This window comes from Actinosynnema sp. NPDC004786 (genome assembly GCF_053601135.1).
This window is the reverse complement of the sequence record NZ_JBSGBG010000014.1, coordinates 16,894-32,547: the sequence shown is the minus strand read 5'-3', so window position 1 is coordinate 32,547 and position 15,654 is coordinate 16,894. Positions and strand designations below refer to the sequence as shown.

The 15,654-nt window shown below is 73.5% G+C and carries 17 protein-coding genes and 1 pseudogene; 11 read left to right on the top strand and 7 right to left on the bottom strand.

The genetic code is table 11. The features are described 5' to 3' along the window. The first annotated feature begins 66 nt into the window (after window positions 1-66). Genes ACWEFJ_RS14860 through ACWEFJ_RS14850 form a run of 3 tightly spaced genes read left to right on the top strand, consistent with a single transcriptional unit; the run spans window position 67 to window position 2,353 of the window. Complete coding sequence (locus ACWEFJ_RS14860) at window positions 67-978, top strand: hypothetical protein (protein ID WP_378096702.1); 912 nt, start codon at window positions 67-69, stop codon at window positions 976-978. Then, on the top strand, window positions 975-1,673 hold the full coding sequence (locus ACWEFJ_RS14855; RefSeq protein WP_449714042.1) for a hypothetical protein: 699 nt from the start codon (window positions 975-977) through the stop codon (window positions 1,671-1,673). The genes ACWEFJ_RS14860 and ACWEFJ_RS14855 overlap by 4 nt, the downstream gene beginning before the upstream one ends. Next, a complete protein-coding gene (locus ACWEFJ_RS14850) occupies window positions 1,670-2,353 on the top strand; it encodes an HAD family hydrolase (protein WP_449714041.1) in 684 nt (227 codons plus the stop codon). Before ACWEFJ_RS14855 ends, ACWEFJ_RS14850 begins: the two co-directional genes overlap by 4 nt. Here the strand turns inward: ACWEFJ_RS14850 and ACWEFJ_RS14845 are convergent. The 3 genes from ACWEFJ_RS14845 to ACWEFJ_RS14835 form a co-directional block, all read right to left on the bottom strand. Next, window positions 2,343-3,479 carry a hypothetical protein gene (locus ACWEFJ_RS14845; protein WP_449714040.1) on the bottom strand — a complete coding sequence of 379 codons (1,137 nt, stop codon included), beginning with the start codon at window positions 3,477-3,479 and terminating at the stop codon, window positions 2,343-2,345. The two genes, ACWEFJ_RS14850 and ACWEFJ_RS14845, sit on opposite strands and share 11 nt — an antisense overlap. After that, on the bottom strand, window positions 3,473-4,219 hold the full coding sequence (locus ACWEFJ_RS14840; RefSeq protein ID WP_449714039.1) for a hypothetical protein: 747 nt from the start codon (window positions 4,217-4,219) through the stop codon (window positions 3,473-3,475). Before ACWEFJ_RS14840 ends, ACWEFJ_RS14845 begins: the two co-directional genes overlap by 7 nt. Before the next feature lie 106 nt (window positions 4,220-4,325). Next, on the bottom strand, window positions 4,326-6,071 hold the full coding sequence (locus ACWEFJ_RS14835; RefSeq protein ID WP_378091111.1) for a proline--tRNA ligase: 1,746 nt from the start codon (window positions 6,069-6,071) through the stop codon (window positions 4,326-4,328). Between the two features lie 115 nt (window positions 6,072-6,186). On the opposite strand from ACWEFJ_RS14835, the gene ACWEFJ_RS14830 reads away from it, so the two are divergent. Together ACWEFJ_RS14830 and yaaA are read left to right on the top strand one after the other, a co-directional pair. Further along, complete coding sequence (locus tag ACWEFJ_RS14830; RefSeq protein ID WP_378091109.1) at window positions 6,187-6,540, top strand: VOC family protein; 354 nt, start codon at window positions 6,187-6,189, stop codon at window positions 6,538-6,540. Window positions 6,541-6,875: 335 nt separating this feature from the next. Further along, window positions 6,876-7,613, top strand: coding sequence for a peroxide stress protein YaaA (gene yaaA / locus ACWEFJ_RS14825; protein ID WP_449714038.1), 738 nt, complete (start codon window positions 6,876-6,878; stop codon window positions 7,611-7,613). Here yaaA and ACWEFJ_RS14820 read toward each other — a convergent pair. After that, window positions 7,610-7,843 carry a hypothetical protein gene (locus ACWEFJ_RS14820; protein ID WP_378091106.1) on the bottom strand — a complete coding sequence of 78 codons (234 nt, stop codon included), beginning with the start codon at window positions 7,841-7,843 and terminating at the stop codon, window positions 7,610-7,612. The genes yaaA and ACWEFJ_RS14820 overlap by 4 nt on opposite strands. 86 nt (window positions 7,844-7,929) lie before the next feature. Here ACWEFJ_RS14820 and ACWEFJ_RS14815 point away from each other — a divergent pair, with 86 nt between their 5' ends. The 4 genes from ACWEFJ_RS14815 to ACWEFJ_RS14800 all read left to right on the top strand — a co-directional run bounded on the left by ACWEFJ_RS14815 (window position 7,930) and on the right by ACWEFJ_RS14800 (window position 12,640). Continuing rightward, a complete protein-coding gene (locus tag ACWEFJ_RS14815) occupies window positions 7,930-8,907 on the top strand; it encodes a helix-turn-helix domain-containing protein (RefSeq protein ID WP_449714037.1) in 978 nt (325 codons plus the stop codon). A 39-nt stretch (window positions 8,908-8,946) separates the two neighbouring features. After that, a complete protein-coding gene (locus ACWEFJ_RS14810) occupies window positions 8,947-9,459 on the top strand; it encodes a hypothetical protein (protein ID WP_378091102.1) in 513 nt (170 codons plus the stop codon). Window positions 9,460-9,695: 236 nt separating this feature from the next. Continuing rightward, window positions 9,696-10,673 (top strand): serine protein kinase RIO, encoded by a 978-nt coding sequence (locus tag ACWEFJ_RS14805; RefSeq protein ID WP_378091100.1) that lies wholly within the window; start codon window positions 9,696-9,698, stop codon window positions 10,671-10,673. Window positions 10,674-11,170: 497 nt separating this feature from the next. After that, window positions 11,171-12,640, top strand: a complete 1,470-nt coding sequence (locus ACWEFJ_RS14800) for a DEAD/DEAH box helicase (RefSeq protein ID WP_449714036.1) — start codon at window positions 11,171-11,173, stop codon at window positions 12,638-12,640. A gap of 351 nt (window positions 12,641-12,991) precedes the next feature. Here ACWEFJ_RS14800 and ACWEFJ_RS14795 read toward each other — a convergent pair whose 3' ends face one another. Beyond that, window positions 12,992-13,366, bottom strand: a complete 375-nt coding sequence (locus ACWEFJ_RS14795) for a hypothetical protein (RefSeq protein WP_449714035.1) — start codon at window positions 13,364-13,366, stop codon at window positions 12,992-12,994. Window positions 13,367-13,637: 271 nt separating this feature from the next. On the opposite strand from ACWEFJ_RS14795, the pseudogene ACWEFJ_RS14790 reads away from it, so the two are divergent. Then, a pseudogene (locus tag ACWEFJ_RS14790) lies at window positions 13,638-13,934 on the top strand (hypothetical protein); the annotation flags it as partial. Here ACWEFJ_RS14790 and ACWEFJ_RS14785 read toward each other — a convergent pair. Beyond that, the gene (locus tag ACWEFJ_RS14785; protein WP_449714114.1) at window positions 13,841-14,185 is read right to left on the bottom strand and encodes a hypothetical protein; all 345 of its coding nucleotides are present in this window, start codon (window positions 14,183-14,185) and stop codon (window positions 13,841-13,843) included. The pseudogene ACWEFJ_RS14790 and the gene ACWEFJ_RS14785 overlap by 94 nt on opposite strands. Before the next feature lie 224 nt (window positions 14,186-14,409). Here ACWEFJ_RS14785 and ACWEFJ_RS14780 point away from each other — a divergent pair, with 224 nt between their 5' ends. Next, on the top strand, window positions 14,410-14,691 hold the full coding sequence (locus tag ACWEFJ_RS14780) for an RICIN domain-containing protein (RefSeq protein ID WP_449714113.1): 282 nt from the start codon (window positions 14,410-14,412) through the stop codon (window positions 14,689-14,691). Window positions 14,692-14,731: 40 nt separating this feature from the next. On the opposite strand, the gene ACWEFJ_RS14775 is transcribed toward ACWEFJ_RS14780, so the two are convergent. Continuing rightward, window positions 14,732-15,607, bottom strand: a complete 876-nt coding sequence (locus ACWEFJ_RS14775) for an ArsR/SmtB family transcription factor (RefSeq protein ID WP_378091093.1) — start codon at window positions 15,605-15,607, stop codon at window positions 14,732-14,734. Window positions 15,608-15,654: the final 47 nt, after the last annotated feature.

The following is a 15,654-nucleotide window of genomic DNA, read 5'->3' as shown; positions in this document are numbered from 1 at the left end:
AAGTCAACGCGTGCTGAATTAGGCGGAGCGGTCCGACCACCGGAGGTCATTGGGTACGGTTCAGCCGTGACTTACCCAGGTGGCGGCCGGCCCGGCCAGGGCGACTGGGGCCAGCAGGACAGCGGCTACCCGCAGCAGGTCTTCCCGCAGAGCTACGGCCCGTCGGGCTCGTACGGCGGGCTCGGGGTGTTCTCCGGCGGCGACGAGCCCCCGCCCCCGAAGAAGAGCAAGGCCAAGCTGTGGCTCGTGATCGGCGCGGTCGTCGTCGTCCTGGTGGGCGGCGGCGTGACGGCGTTCGTGCTCACCCGACCGGACGACTCGACCCCGGTCGCGCAGAACACCGACACCAGCACGACCACGACCACCGCCACGACGACCACGACGCCGAAGACCAGCCAGTCGAAGGCCCCGAACGCCACCTGCCAGCCGCTCAAGGCGGACTGGAACTGCCTGCCCGTGCAGGCCCTGTCGTACAGCTACGACGTGCCCAAGGGCTGGTCGCCCGCGCAGGGCAGCGCCCCGGTCGAGGGCATGACCGACGTGAAGCTCACCGGCCTCACCGTCACCGGGGCCTACGACTGCGGCGGCAAGGAGTTCACCCGCGGCGGCGCGGGCGGCGCCGTGGTGCCGCAGACCGACCTGACCGCGGTGGCCAACGACTTCGCCCGCAAGCTCGCCACCCAGTACTACAAGTCCGCACCCCAGTCCGAGGTCAAGCTGGGCGAGCCGAGGTCGGTGACGCTGCCCAGCTCGCTGGGCGACATCCAGGGCGTGCAGGTCGACGCGACCGCCACCACCTCGGGCGACCCGTGCCTGGCCACCAAGGGCATGGTGAAGGTCCTGGTGCTCAAGGGCGACAAGGGCTTCCACGTGTTCATGGCCAACGGCGACCTGGAGGGCGGCCCGGCCGAGCCGAAGCCCCCGACGGAGGCGGACCTGCAGGGCATGGTCGACTCCGTGAAGCCGCTGAGCCAGTGAGCTACACCGGGCTGGGCGTCTACCAGCAGCAACCCCCGAAGCGGCCGAACCGCGCGCCGCTGTGGATCGCGCTGGCGGCGGTGGCCGTGCTGGTCGTCGGCGGCGGGGTGACGGCCTTCGTGCTGCTCGACCGCGACGACGGCGGCGCGCCCGCGGGGACCACGTCGGCCGCGTCGACCGCGCCCGAGCCCGACTGGCAGCCGGTGGACGACTCGCAGGCGGGCCTGTTCTACGAGCTGCCGCCGTCGTGGGAGTCCACCGGCGGCGGCGCGTCCGGCCGGATCAGGCTGACCACGTCGTACGTGTCCCGGCCGTTCCGGTGCCAGGGCCGCGACATGATCCAGGCGCAGGCCATGGCCGGGTCGATCATCGAGGACGACCCGGAGCAGGTCGCCACCGAGCTGGTGAACCGGATCGCGGCCGGCGGGTACACGGTGAACGGCGCGGCCCCGGAGGTCGGCGAGCCGCACGTCGAGGCGGCGGACGACGAGGTGGTCCGGCTCAGCGTGGAGGTGACGCCGAAGGCCGCCAACGCGTGCTACGCGCCGAAGGCCGCGGTGAGCGCGGTGGCGTTCCGGAACGGGGCCAAGGTGTCGGTGTTCGTGCTCAACGTCGCCCAGGGCGGGCCGCACGTGGCCGAAGGCCCCTCGGACGACGACGTCGCGCGCATCCTGGGGAGCGTGCGGCTGTCGTGAACACGCTGGTGCTGTGGGACATCGACCTGACCCTCATCGACGCCCGCGGCCTGGGCCGCGACTGGTACCGCACCGCGCTGCGCGCGACCACCGGGTTGGACCTCGTGCACGTGCCCGCCTTCGCGGGCCGCACCGAGCGCGCCATCACGCGGGAGCTGCTGACGGCGCACGGGCTGGAGCCGACCGAGGAGCTGGTGGGGCGGCTGCACGCGGAGCTGATCGCCGTGGCCACGCGGGAGCGGCACCTGCTGCCCGCCCGCGGCCACGTCCTGCCGGGCGCCCTGGCCACGCTGGAGGCGTTGGCGGCGCGCGAGGACGTCGTGCAGTCGCTGGTCACCGGCAACCTGGTGGAGATCGCCCGGCTGAAGCTGGCCGCGTTCGGCCTGGACCCGCACCTCGACTTCGAGATCGGCGGCTACGGCTCGGTGTCCGAGCACCGACCCGCGCTGGTGCTGGAGGCGGTGCGGCTGGCGACGGCCAAGCACACCCGCGACTTCCGGACCGTGGTCATCGGCGACACGCCGCACGACGTGGACGCGGCGCTGCGCCACGACGCCGTCGCCATCGGCGTGGCGACCGGTCGCAGCACCACCGCGGACCTGCGGGGAACGGGCGCCCACGTCGTCCTGGACGACCTGTCCGACACCGCCGCGGTGCTGCGGGCCGTCCTCAACCCCTGAGAGGCGCGCTCCACAGGCGCAGCTCTTGGTTCGGTGGCGAGTCCACCACGCCGAACAGGAACGTCCGGTCCCGGGTCGACGCGACCGCGGGCACCTCGGCGAGCCGGTCGAAGCCGTGGTCCCGAACCGGCATCCGGGTCCACGTGATGCCGTCGGGCGAGGTCCACACCAGTCCGGCCGCGCCGTCGTCGGTGCGCCCGATGGCCAGGGCGCCGCGGCCCCACGGGTGCGCGTCGACCGCCCACTGGTGGTCCCGGTCCGTCACGCCCGCGTCCGGCAGCCGCCCGAGGTCGATGCTGCCGGCGCTCCACCCCGGCTCGTCGTCACGCCGGTACCGCGCGTGGAGACCGTCGGCATCCCGCCCGAGCACGAAGGTGAGCGACCCGATCCGCCCGGTGGCATCGCGGTAGCCCTGGGGCAGGCCGTCGCCGATGTAGGTCCACGTCGTCCCGTCCGCCGAGCGGAACAGCGGGGTGCCGTCGCTCAGGCCGAGATCCGAATCGTGCAGGAGGAAGCCGTCCTGCGTGGCCGTCAACCGGGGGAGCACCCCCGCGGGCTCGTCATCGGCGATCGTGACCGCCTGGCCGAAGGACCGCCCGTCCTCCGCGTGCCACACCCGGAAACCCTGGAAGCCGTCGGGGTCGTCCGTCGCGCCGAGCCCCATCGCCGGGTGGTCGTAGCCGATCACGACCACGCCGCGCGGCCCGGCCGCGATCGTCATGAACGGGTCGTCACGGGCGCTGTCCGGCAGCGGCGACCGTTCCCACCGCTCGCCGTCCTCCGTGCGCCACACCACCACCTCGTCCCGGCTGCCCCCGAGCACGTACGCGGCGGAGGCGTGCGCGGCGACCGACCGACCGCGCAGGAACAGGGAGAACCCCTCCGGGGCGCGGGCCGTCCACGCATGCCCGTCCGGTGAGGTGAACAGCGCCGGCGCGGCGTACTCCCCGGCGACCAGGAGCCCGCCGTCCCACCCGGCCGCGTCGAGCACGTACAGCGACGCGAGCGCCGGTGGCAGCTCGCCCGGGTCGTGCGGCGACCAGCGCGGCACCTCGAACGGGGTCGGCGCGGGAGCCGCCGCGCACCCCGTCAGGAGCAGCAGCGACAGCACGACCGACCTCAGCACGACGGCCGCCAGACGAACGCCTCGGTGTCGGCGCAGAACGGCCGGGCGGCGACGACCGCCGTGGTGCGGAACGGCGTGCCCCCGTCGTCCACCAGCAGCTCGCCCTCCTGCCCGCCGGAGGTCCACCGCAGGTGCAGGCGCCACTCGACGTCCTCGGTCCCCGAGTACGGGCGGATGACGAGCAGCTCGGGCTCGAAGTCGTTGACCTTGTACGGGAAGGGCGGCACCGGGCCGCCCTCGTCGTCCCACGGGACGACCTCGGGGGCCACGGGGTCGAGGTCGAGCCGGAAGTACCGGGGCTCGACCTCGGCCCCGCACGGCGAGGGCAGGAAGGCCCCGGTCATGGCGGGCGCCCGGCGGACGACCTCGACCCGCGCCGACTGCAGCACCACGGCCGCGCCGGTCAGGCCCTGGACCGTCACGGCCACCTCGCCACCGCTGCCCAGCACGGCGCCGGCGGGCCGCTTCCTGGTGGAGATCGGGATCGGCACGTCACCGGGGTCCGGCACGACCCAGCCGGACTGGCAGCTCTTCTTGAGCCGGACGTCGGTGGTCGCGGCGAGCGGCGACGCGGGCGGCTCCTCGTCGGCCGTCACCCGCCACACGGCGACGACACCGGCGACGACCAGCAGGACCACCACGACGAGCAGCGCGAACACGCCGCGCCGGTCGTGGTCGTCGCCGATCCGGACGTCCCGGACCGACCCCGTCTGCACGACCGCGTCCACGCGCCCGTGCACCGAGTTCCGGATCCCGCCCTGCTCGCCGATACCGGGATGATCCCGAGCGGGCCGCCGCGGGCAGTAGGCAATACTGCGGTCGCGGCCGCCCCGGACGGGTGGTGCTTCAGCCCTTGACGACGTCCAGCAGGTGCGCGACCGCGCGGTCGACCGGCACCTCTTCGCGCTCGCCCGTGCGGCGGTCCTTGACCTCGACCAGGCCGTTGGCCAGGCCCCGGCCCACCACGAGGATCGTCGGCACGCCGATCAGCTCGGCGTCGGCGAACTTCACGCCGGGGCTCGCCTTGCGGTCGTCCAGCAGCACCTTCAGGCCCGCCGCGGACAGCTCGCCCGCCAGCTTCTCGCCGCCCGCGAGCAGCGCCTCGTCCTTGCCCGCGACGACCACGTGCACGTCCGCGGGGGCGACGTTGCGCGGCCAGATCAGGCCCCGCTCGTCGTGGCTCTGCTCGGCGATGGCGGCGACCAGGCGGGACACGCCGATGCCGTAGGAGCCCATGGTGATCCGGATGGGCTTGCTGTCCGGGCCGAGCGCGTCGAGCGAGAACGCGTCCGCGTACTTGCGGCCGAGCTGGAAGATGTGGCCGATCTCGATGCCGCGCGCGGCGACCAGCACGCCCTTGCCGTCGGGCGACGGGTCGCCCTCGCGGACCTCGGCCACGTCGATCGTGCCGTCGGGGGTGAAGTCGCGGCCCACGACCAGGTCCACCACGTGGTGGTCGGCCTTGTCCGCGCCGGTCACCCACGCCGTGCCGCGCACCACGCGGGGGTCCACCAGGTACCGCACGCCGTTGGCCTGCAGCGCGGCCGGGCCGATGTAGCCCTTGACCAGGAAGGAGTTGCGGGCGAAGTCCGCCTCCTCCAGCATCGCGACCTCGGCCGGCTCGACCGCCGCCTCCAGGCGCTTCAGGTCCACCTCGCGGTCGCCGGGCAGGCCGACGGCCAGCAGCTCCCACTCCTTCTGCCCGGGCTGCCGGGTCTTCACCAGGACGTTCTTCAGGGTGTCCGCGGCGGTGAAGGCGCGGTCGGTGTTGGCGTTGAGGAACGCGACCAGCGACTCGATGGTGGGCGTGTTCGGCGTGTGGTGCACCTGCGCCTCGGGCTTCGTCGCCGGGTCCTGCTCGGCGGGCGCGGGCGTGGTGACGGCCTCGACGTTCGCCGCGTAGTCCGACTCCGTGCTGCGGACGAAGGTGTCCTCGCCGGTCTCCGCGACCGCCAGGAACTCCTCCGACGCCGAGCCGCCCATCGCGCCCGACGTGGCGGAGACGATCACGTACTCCAGGCCGAGCCGGTCGAAGATGCGGATGTACGCCTCGCGGTGCTGCCGGTAGGACTCGGCCAGGCCCTCGTCGGCGAGGTCGAACGAGTAGGAGTCCTTCATCAGGAACTCGCGGCCGCGCAGGATGCCCGCGCGGGGCCGCGCCTCGTCGCGGTACTTGGTCTGGATCTGGTAGAGCGTGACCGGGTAGTCCTTGTAGGACGAGTACTCGCCCTTCACGGTGAGCGCGAACAGCTCCTCGTGGGTGGGGCCGAGCAGGTAGTCCGCGCCCTTGCGGTCCTTGAGGCGGAACAGGTTGGGGCCGTACTCGGTCCACCGGTTCGTCGCCTCGTAGGGCTCCTTCGGCAGCAGCGCGGGGAACTGGATCTCCTGCGCGCCGAAGGCGTCCATCTCCTCGCGGACGACGTGCTCGATGTTGCGCAGCACCCGCAGGCCCAGCGGCAGCCACGAGTAACCGCCCGGCGCGACGCGGCGCACGTAGCCGGCGCGGACCAGCAGCTTGTGGCTGGGTACTTCGGCGTCGGCCGGGTCCTCGCGCAGGGTGCGCAGGAACAGCGACGACATCCTCGTGATCACGGTGGGCGCTCCTCGTGGGCGGGTTGTCCGGGAAAGGGTAGTGAACGGGCCCTGATCAGTTCCAACGGGTTCCGGCCGGGCGGAATTGTCGGTGGTCGCGTCTAGCGTGCGCGGCATGACCATCACCATCGGCATGATCACCATCGACACCGCCGACCCGCGGCGGCTGGCGGAGTTCTGGACCAAGGCGCTGGGGACGGCGGTGCAGCACGACTGGGGCGAGTTCGTGATGCTCGCGCCGGCCGGCGGCCCGGGCGGGCTCCAGCTGGGGTTGCAGCGGGTGGACGACCCGACGCCGGGCAAGAACCGGGTGCACTTCGACGCGCACGTGCCGGACCGGGTGGCGGAGGTGCGGCGGCTGGTGGCGTTGGGCGCGACGGAGGTCGCGGAGCACACCGTGCCGGGGCTGACGTGGACCGTGCTGGCGGACCCGGACGGCAACCAGTTCTGCGTGGGCCAGGAGGGCTGACGGCGGCGGGGCGTGAGGGGGCGGCGGGCGGCCGGTCGGGGTGTGCGGGACCGGCGGCGTGCGGGGCCGGCGGGGCCGGGGGCTGCGGGCCGGGCTCGGCGTGGCTCGCGGTCGGCGGTTCGGGCGGACGGCGGTTCGGGCGGACGGCGCGGCGGGGGCGCTGTGAGCGGCGCGCAGCCTGGCCGGGCGGTTCCGGGCGGAGCGGGCCGGGCGGTTCCGGGCGGGGCGGGGCGGGCCGGGCGGTTCCGGGTGGGACGGAGCGGCGCAGGCGGTTCCGATGCCGTGGCGGAGTGGGTGGCGGGGTGCGGTGGCGTGGGCGCTTAGGCTTGCGCGTCGTGTTGGTACTGCTCCCCCCGTCTGAGACCAAGGCCCTGGGCGGCTCCGGCGCGCCGCTCGACCTCGACCGGCTCTCGCACCCCGACCTCACGCCGGTCCGGGCCAAGCTGGTCGACGCCCTGGTCGACCTGGCCGCCGACGTCCCGGCGAGCCTGGCCGTCCTCGGGCTCTCCGAGCGCCAGGCCGGCGAGGTGGAGCGCAACGCCGAACTCCGCCGCTCCCCCACCCTGCCCGCGCTCGCCCGCTACACCGGCGTCCTCTACGACGCCCTGGCGCTGGACGCGCTGACCAAGGCCGAGAAGTCCCGCGCCTTCGCGCGCCTCGCGGTGGCGTCCGCCCTGTTCGGCGTCGTCAACGGCGGCGACCCGATCCCCGCCTACCGGCTCTCCGGCGGGAGCGTGCTGCCGTCCGTCGGACCGCTGGGCGGTCTGTGGCGGCCCGCGCTCGAACCGGTGCTCGCGGCCGCCGACCGGTTCGTCGTGGACCTCCGGTCGAGCCCGTACACCTCGCTCGCCCGCATCCCGGACGCCGCCGTGGTCCGGGTCGTCACCGAGGACGGCACGGGCCGGCGCAACGCGGTCAGCCACTTCAACAAGGCCCACAAGGGCCGGCTCGCGCAGGCGCTCGTCACGTCGCGGTCCGAGCCGACCGACCTGAAGGGCCTGGTCAGGGTCGCGGTCAAGGCCGGGCTGCGGGTGGAGCCCACCGGGACCAGGACCGCCGACCTGATCGTCTAACGGCCGAGGACGGCGTGGACCGGCGCCACCCGTCGGGTGATCGCCGGACGGTCGGGGGACGTGTGGGCGGCCGCGGCGTGCAGGTCGGTCGTCACGCGCGTCACGTCACGGTCCTCGACGTCGGTGCTGCCCGCGAGGCGTGCGCCCGGACGGGCGGCGCGCCGGTGGTTGCTCTCCAGGCCGTAGCCGACCAGGGCCAGGACCGCGAGGGTCACGATGATCGCTGTCATGGCACCAACTGTGCGATACACAAGATGCCGCCACAATTGGCACTCTTGCCGTTGTGCGTCAAGATCCTGCCAAGTAGGGTGGCGTCATGCTGCGCACCGTCGCCGCCGTCGTCATCGACGGTCTGGCCCCGTTCGAGTTCGGCGTGATCTGCGAGGTCTTCGGCGTGGACCGGACCGAGGAGGGCGTGCCGGGGATCGACTTCCGGGTCTGCGGCGAACGGCCCGGCGAACCGGTCCGCACCAGCGTCGGCGCGTCCTTCACCCCCGATCGCGGCCTCGACGCGCTCGCCGACGCGGACCTGGTGGCCGTGCCCGCCGTGACCATCCGGGACGAGTACCCGCCGCACGTGGTCGACGCCGTCCGCGCGGCGCACGAGCGGGGCAGCACGCTGCTGTCGGTGTGCAGCGGGGCGTTCGTCCTCGGCGCGGCGGGCCTGCTGGACGACCGGCGCTGCACGACCCACTGGCGTCACGCCGACCACCTGGCCGAGCGGTTCCCCCGCGCCAAGGTGGACCCGGACGTGCTGTTCGTGGACGAGGGCGACATCGTCACCAGCGCGGGCACGGCGGCGGGCATCGACGCGTGCCTGCACCTGGTCCGCCGGGAACTGGGCGCGGCCGCCACGGCGACCATCGCGCGCCGCATGGTCGTCGCGCCGCAACGCGAGGGCGGCCAGCGCCAGTTCGTGGAACTGCCCGCGCCGCACCAGGCCGACAGCCTCCAGCCGCTGCTCGCCTGGCTGCAGGACCGGCTGGAGGACGAGCACACCGTCGCGAGCCTGGCCGAACGGGCGAACATGTCCGAGCGCACGTTCGCCCGCCGCTTCGCCGCCGAGACCGGCACGACGCCGCACCGCTGGCTCACCGCGCAACGCGTCCTGCGCGCGCGGCACCTGCTGGAGGAGACGCAGCTCCCGGTGGAGGACGTCGCGCAGCGCTCCGGTTTCGGTACCGCCGCGCTGCTGCGCCACCACTTCACTTCCGTGGTCGGCGTAGCCCCGAAGGATTACCGACGGTCGTTCTCGCCCCTCGCGGGCCGCCGTTCGCGTGACACAGCGGAGTGACCTGACACCTCATCGTGAGGCGAATGTCAGAATGACCGGGTGAGCCCCGACACATCCGACGACTCAGCCGGCTCCGCACCGCCCGAACCGGTCACACCCGCGCGACTCCGGGAGATCACGGCGGGCCTGGAGGCGGACGACCTGACCGCCCCGGAAGCGTTGCGGCGGGTGTGGTCCGGGCTGTGCGCCGCCAGGTCGCTGGGGCTGCGCCTGGCGCTCGTGGACGAGACGTGGCGGCAGCGCCAGGTGAACGCGGAGTCGGTGGAGCACCAACTGGCGCACGACCTCGGCACCTCGGCGACGTTCACCGACACCAAGCTCGCGCTGCCGGACCCCGTCGTGACGCGACCGCTCCCGCCGGCGGAGGCCGAGGACGCCCTGGCCGCGCTGCTGGAGTTCAGCGGCACGGCCCGGCAGCGGATGCTGGCCGTGGCCCCGAGGGCTCCCCAGTGGCACGACGAACGCGTGCTGCGGCACGACTCCCTGATCGTCGCGCAGCTCGGCGCGGCGTGGCTGGGCCAGCGCGCCAGCTACCGCGTGGAGTCCCGGTAGGCGTCCGCGGGTAAATCGGTTGCCCCGCGCCGACGGCCGGGGCACCCTGTGCCCGTACGCGCAAGCGCCGGTGGTGGCAGACCACGGGCGGACCCGAGGAGGTGCCAGATGGCGACAGCTGTCCGGGACGTGGCACCGACCCGTCCGCTCGCCCCTCTCGCCTGACGCGAACCCGCGCGAAGGACCACACCGCGCCGGTGGGGGCGACCACTCCCACTTCACCTGGAGCACATCCAGTGCGCGAGCACGACGAGTACGCGGATTTCGAATCCGAGTTCGACCACGCCGACGACCTGCGTTGGCGGATCAAGAAGGCCAAGAAGCAACTGGCGCGCGCCGACGGCGACGTCGAGCCGGGCCGACGCGGCCGGCTCACCGAGGAGGCCAAGGACCGCCTCGCCCAGATGCGGGACGACGCCGCCGCGGCGGACGTGCCCGAGGACGGCGACCGGTGGTCCACCTGGGGCGACGCCGACCAGGGGCCGAAACCGCACCCGGAGTGGCTGGTCACGGACCTGGCCGCGGTGGACCGCGAGCTGGGGATCGTGAAGACCGGCAAGGAGGCGGACGTCTTCCTGCTGGAACGCGCCATGCCGGGCACCGACCGGGCGTGCCTGATGGCCGCCAAGCGGTACCGCAGCAACGACCACCGGCTGTTCCACCGGGACGCGGGCTACCTCGAAGGGCGGCGCATGCGCCGGTCGCGGGAGATGCGCGCGATGGCGAACCGCAGCGCGTTCGGCCGCAACCTCATCGCCGAGCGGTGGGCCGTGGCCGAGTTCGCCGCGCTGGCGAAGCTCTGGCAGCTCGGCGCGCCGGTGCCGTACCCGGTGCAGCGCGACGGCACCGAGCTGCTGCTGGAGTTCGTCGGCACGGACGGCGCGGCCGCGCCCCGGTTGGCGCAGTTGCGGCCGGAGCCGGACGAGCTGCTCGACCTGTGGCGGCAGCTCGTGGACGCGCTGGCCCTGATGGCGGCCGCGGGGCTGGCGCACGGCGACCTGTCGGCGTTCAACCTGATGGTGCACGACGGGCGGCTGGTCGTGATCGACCTGCCGCAGGTGGTGGACCTGGTGGCGAACCCGCGCGGGCCGGAGTTCCTGGACCGGGACGTGCGCAACGTGGCCGGCTGGTTCACCGCGCGCGGCCTGCCGCCGGAGCTGGCCGACCCGCGCGAGGTCACCGAGTCGCTGCTGGACCAGGCCGGCCTGCGGTGACCCGGGGCCGGGGTCCGTCGGTCCCCGGCCGATGACGGATCGGACGAGTCCCCGGGTCGATCGTGACCCGGGGGCTCGTCGTCGCCGACCGGGGGAACTGCGGGAAGTCGAAGTTCCCCCGGTCGGTGCGCACCGCGCCGGTCCGCATTGCTCCGTTCAGCTGGTGCCCGCCCCGCCGGTCGACCCGGGCAGACGGGGCGATGTAGTGCCCGTGACCTGCACTGATGCGGTTCACGGTGATCGTCGGCGGAGTGCGGCGGACCGGTCGTGTGCGTTAGAACACCGCCGGGATGACGAACTCCGTCGCGTGATCAGCTAGACTGAGTGGTGCACCGCCCGGTGGCGCCACGAAGCGCCCCAGGCCGCCAGAGTGGCCGGTGGTGCTCCCCAACCACTATCGGCGCGATCCGCGCGCCGGGCCCGTCCCCGCGATCGCGCCTGCTCAAGCAGAGCAATCCTCGAGACGTGCCGTGTCCCGGAGGTTTGTTTTGCCCACGATGTCCCAAGGCCGTTCCGAGCGCCAGCAGTTCCGCAAGCCCCGCAGCAGGCGCCCTGGCCAGGGCAACCGTCGTCCCGCTCCCGTCGTGGAGCAGGCGACCACCATTCCCGACCACGTCGAGAGCACCGTGCCCGAGGGCCCGCTGCCCTCGTTCGCCGAGCTGGGCCTGTCCGACGAGCTGCTCCGCGCGCTCGAGCAGGCCGGCATCACCGAGCCGTTCCCCATCCAGGCCGCCACGCTGCCGGACGCCATGGCGGGCCGCGACCTCCTCGGTCGCGGTCAGACCGGCTCCGGCAAGACGCTGGCGTTCGGCCTGGCGCTGCTGTCGCGCCTGACCGGCGGTCGGGCCAAGCCGCTCAAGCCGCGTGCCCTCGTGCTCGTGCCCACCCGTGAGCTGGCGATGCAGGTCGAGGAGGCGCTCAGCCCGTTCGCGCGCGCCCTCGGCCTGTGGTGCCGCACGGTCGTCGGCGGCACGTCGTTCCCGCGCCAGGTCGACGCGCTGCGCCGCGGCGTGGACCTGCTGATCGCCACCCCCGGCCGGCTGTCCGACCACGTCCGGCAGGGCACGGCCGACCTGTCCGAGGTCATGTTCACCGCGCTGGACGAGGCCGACCAGATGGCGGACATGGGCTTCATGCCGCAGGTCCGGGCCATCCTCGACCTGACCCCGCAGGACGGCCAGCGGCTGCTGTTCTCCGCGACGCTCGACGGCGACGTGGACAAGCTGGTGCGCCAGTACCTGCACGACCCGGTGGTCCACTCGGTGTCGCCGCCCACCGGCAGCGTCACCACGATGGAGCACCACCTGCTGTTCGTGTCCGCCGAGGACAAGCAGAACGTGGTCACCGAGGTCGCCGCGCGCGAGGGCCGCACGATCATGTTCGTGCGCACCAAGCACCACGTGGACCGGTTGGCCAAGAAGCTGCGGTCGATGGGCGTGCACGCGGGCGCGCTGCACGGCGGCAAGGCGCAGAGCGCGCGGACGAGGGTGCTCGGCCAGTTCCGCGAGGGCACCACGCCGGTGCTGATCGCCACCGACGTGGCGGCGCGCGGCATCCACGTGGACGACGTGAGCCTCGTCGTGCACGTCGACCCGCCGGCCGACCCGAAGGACTACCTGCACCGCGCCGGCCGCACGGCGCGCGCCGGCCAGTCCGGTGTCGTCGTCACGCTGGTCACGCACGACCAGCGGCGGGCCGTGCAGGGCCTGACGGCCCGGGCGGGCATCCGCCCGGCGTCGACCAAGGTCCGTCCCGGTGACGAGGAGCTGATCCGCATCACCGGCGCGCGGGTGCCCAGCGGCGTCCCCGTCGTGGAGCCCGAGATCCCGGTGCGCGCCCGTCGTGGTGGCGGCGGCGGTGGCGCCCCTCGCCGCAACGGCGGCGGCTTCCGCGGCGGTCGCTTCGACCGCGAGCGCGGCGGCTCGGGCGCGGCCTCCGGCCGTCCCCGCCGGGTGGCGCAGCACTAGTCCACAACCGACCACCGACGGCCCGACATCGTCGGACCGTTGTGGCAGGGTAAAAGCAGGGGTCCCCTTGGCGGGGACCCCTGCTTTCGCATTCCCGCGCAGCTTGGCGGGGAACTCCTGCTCTCGCGTTCCCGCGTAGGTTGGCGAGAACTCCTGCTCCCGCGTTCCCGCGCAGCTTGGCGGGGACCCCTGCTCCCGCGTTCCCGCGCAGGCTGGCGGGTATCCCTGCTCTCGCGTTCCCGCGCGGACGGCGTCCGAGCACCGGTCCACCGGTGGCCCCGACGCCGTCGTCGGGGCCACCGGCACCACGGGCTCTCGCGCCAGGCGGCGCGGTCCGATCCGGAGCGTCGTTCAGCAGCGGACCGAGGAGCCGTAGCCCTGGAGGTTCTCGTCCCAGACCCAGCCCGCGATGTCCCCGCCCACCACGCGCACCCACGTCCACGTGTTGCCGACGTCGTTCGTCGTGTAGCAGTGGTAGTGCAGGCGCGTGCTGGAGTCGATGTAGCCGTCGATCGAGCAGTCGGCGTAAGGGCCGCTGGAACGGACCGGGACGCTCGACTTGGCCGGGTAGCCGTTGTTGAACGTGTCCTTCGCCGAGTGGGTGTGCAAGCGACAGGCGAGCGGAGCGGCGTCGGTGGCCTCGTCCGCCTGCGCGGCGGGCGACGCCAGGGAGACGAGGAAAGCCCCGACCACGCCGAACGCCGCCACGAATCTGCGTGATGCCATCAGTGTCCTCCATTGGTCGTTGGGATTCCGCTCCCGACGTTCCACAGCCGGCCCACCGCCGCGCAACCGCGCCGCCGGTTCGGGACTATCCCGAACCGCCGAGCCGATTCCCGACCGCGTGCGAGAATGAGCCGAACGGCGCACGAGACGTTCGAACCGCGCTCGAACACCACGAACAAGCACGTTGAGCAGGCAAAACGACAATGACCGGTGTGCCCGGAAGTCTCCCTGGGCACGAATAAGTAGCGGTTTTCCCGCCGACTCGGCATGAATGCACGAGAGCGATTCGACCGCACACCCGTTTCGCGTATCGACGGCACACCGGACAAAGCACGATCCTTTGTCGGTGAGATCATCCCGGCCGGGCGACGACGGTCGCCGGCGACCGACCGGTCGCCCCGAACCGGGCGACGCGACCGACGCCGTCGAGTTCACCGACGCCCTCCGCCGGCTGCGCAAGTGGTCGGGGCTCACCTACCGCCAACTCGAGGGCAAGGCCGCGGCCAACGGCGCGGTCCTGCCGTCCAGCACGATCGCCACCGCCCTCAGCCGCTCGACGTTGCCCCGCGAGCCGTTCGTGGAGGAGTTCGCCAAGGCGTGCGGGCTCGACGAGCCGGACGTCCGGCTGTGGGTCGAGGCACGCAGGCGCCTCGCCGGCGACCCCGCCGCCCCCGAGCCGACGACGCCCACGCGCCGCGTCCCGAGGGTCGTCGCGGCGCTCGCGGTCGTCGGAGCCCTGAGCGTGGCGACCGCCGTCGGCGTGGCGGTGCACGCCGGGATCCGAACCGTCACCGGTGGCACGACGACCTCCGCTGCCACCACCACTCCCCAAGTGCCGGGCCTGCCGATCCCCGCCGTGGGCAGCTGGGCGGTGATCCGCCCCGTCCGGACGCCGCACCTGTGCCTCACCGAGGGTTTCGACCGGTCGCGCCGCTACCCGACGGAGATCGCCGTCCAGCGCCCGTGCGACCAGGCCGCCTTGCCGCGGACCTACCTGGAGCCGCTGGGGGACGGCCTGCTGCAAGATCCAGTGGCACCACCCCGTGCACAACGTCGGGTGCCTCACCGCGATCACGTCGGGCGACGGGCAGGACCTGCTGGAACCGCGCGAGGACTGCGACGACGACCGCGCCTCCCAACAGTTCCGCTTCGAGCCGTCCGGCCCGCCGACGGCCGGGCGGTACCGCGTGCGGATCGCGGCCACGGACCGGTGCCTCGCGCTGCGCGGGGAGGAACTCGGCGAGGGCGTCGAACTGGTGCAGGGCCTGTGCTCCGAGGCACTGGCCCAGCGCTTCCTCGTGGACCTGGTGCAACCGCCTCCGTAACGGTGGCGTTCGGGGGAAAGCGTTTGCGGAGCGCGGGGTGTCAGCTCAGCAGTGCGTCGGCACGCGTAGTGCGCATGTGGAGCACGTAACGGCCTTCACGGCGCGTCGTCACCAGTCGGGCCGCCCGCAGCACGGCGATGTGCTGCGACACCGCCCCCGCCGTCACGCCGAGCGCCGCGGCCAGGTCGGTGGTGCTCTTCGGCGCTTCCAGCAACGTCAGCAGGTGCGCGCGGGTCCGGCCGATCAGGGCCGCCAGGTCGTGGGACGTCGCCCGCTCCTCCCACAGCGTGCCGATGCCGCGGGCCGGGTAGCGCAGCACCCCTTGGCCCACCGGGTCGATCGCGATCCACGCCTTGGGCCAGCAGAACACGCTCGGGCACAGCACCAGGCCGTGCTCGGCCAGGTCCACCCGGTGCTCGGGCTTGCGGTGCAGGACCAGTTCGCCGTCGGCCCACGTGATCTCCGGGTGCAGGTCCCGGAACACCGCCTCCACGCCCTGGTCCGCGAGCGTCGCCGCGCGGGCCGCGATGTCGGCTTCGAGGACGGCGGTGATGCGCTTCCAGTGCGGCGCGATCAGCAGCTCGTAGCACCGGCGGATGATGTCGGCCTCCGGCTGCGGCACGTGGCGCAGCTCGGCGTCCAGGTCCGGCATGCGGACGTCCGGCACCGGCATCAGGTCGCCCGGTTTGGCCGGACCTTCCAACCGGGCCAGCAACGCGTCGAGGCCGGGGATGTCGTCGAGGCGGTCCCGCGCCCACCGCACCCACGGCAGGTGCACGGCGTGCGCGCCCGGCGTGCGCAGCCCGTCCACCGCCATGACGGTCTCGAACACCGGGGAGTGGGCGAACCGCACCTTCGCCAGCCCCACCCCCGCGAGTCGAACCCAGACCGCCAACGCCACGACCCCGTTCCGCACGGCCCGCCGGTGCGGGCGGCTCGGGCCGCATTCTCACATCCGGGGGC

Bases quoted from the DNA above. Each gene is read 5' to 3' on its own strand.
- ACWEFJ_RS14800 (WP_449714036.1), top strand. From the start codon at position 11,171: ATGTCCCAAGGCCGTTCCGAGCGCCAGCAGTTCCGCAAGCCCCGCAGC.
- ACWEFJ_RS14795 (WP_449714035.1), bottom strand. From the start codon at position 13,366: ATGGCATCACGCAGATTCGTGGCGGCGTTCGGCGTGGTCGGGGCTTTC.
- ACWEFJ_RS14830 (WP_378091109.1), top strand. From the start codon at position 6,187: ATGACCATCACCATCGGCATGATCACCATCGACACCGCCGACCCGCGG.
- ACWEFJ_RS14815 (WP_449714037.1), top strand. From the start codon at position 7,930: ATGCTGCGCACCGTCGCCGCCGTCGTCATCGACGGTCTGGCCCCGTTC.
- ACWEFJ_RS14820 (WP_378091106.1), bottom strand. From the start codon at position 7,843: ATGACAGCGATCATCGTGACCCTCGCGGTCCTGGCCCTGGTCGGCTAC.